Below are 806 nucleotides of genomic sequence, written 5' to 3' on the forward strand. Positions count from 1 at the left end.
ATTGAATCTATATTTAACGAATTTAACTGTTGAAAACTATTTTGTGAATGGCATCCAGTTAGAAACAGTGAAAACCAAAATATTCGTATTATATTTTTCATATTAATCTCTAAATGTTCGTATTTCTTCTAAAATTCTAATGTTAGGGGCTTATGTGGGTTATTTGGAGAATATACTGTAAATGAACCATTTTTATTATTTGGTTTAATAATATCCTGCTTGGGATCAAACCTATCTAATTCTCTACCATTTTCGGTGTATCTTGTACTTGGATTAACTCCAATAAGATTACCTGTATTTTTATCTCTATATATTTTGGTATATCTTTTACCGTTTATAATCAAATTTTCCGTAACCATTTCAATGTGTTGTGGTAGAAATTCTATATCACGGTCAGTTGCTCGGTTGTGTGAATTAGAAAAATTGTTATCATTCGTTCCCTCTCCAGGTTTTAATCCTAATTTATCCTTTTCCAGCTGTTCATTCAATTCATGGACAATCAGCATATTTCCAGAAAGTATAATATGATTTTTATCTAATTTTTCCATATCTGCCACATCAAATTTATTGTATTTCCAAGATCCTCCTGATACTTGATCATCATCATACACAAAAATCATCTGTGCTGTACCTGTTGGATCTTTAATTACACTATTTAGCATGTTGTAAAAATCTAATTCAGCTTGACTTAAACTGCTTACTGTATTGTTACCAATTGGTACTAACTCCATTATTTCGTAGCCTAATAAATTCATTTTCCCAGTGCCCTTTAACTCAAATTTATTTCCTAATTCTTTTTTAACTTT

The 806-nt window shown here is 29.7% G+C and carries 1 protein-coding gene; it reads right to left on the reverse strand.

Annotation, left to right across the window (positions count from 1 at the left end):
- Positions 1 to 128: 128 nt before the first annotated feature.
- Positions 129 to 806, reverse strand: a 678-nt coding sequence (locus MJ764_RS11355) for a hypothetical protein (protein WP_239327127.1), incomplete at its 5' end; no start/stop codon positions are given.

Origin of the sequence: Snodgrassella gandavensis, assembly GCF_914768025.1 — a bacterium.
GTDB classification, from domain to species: domain Bacteria; phylum Pseudomonadota; class Gammaproteobacteria; order Burkholderiales; family Neisseriaceae; genus Snodgrassella; species Snodgrassella gandavensis.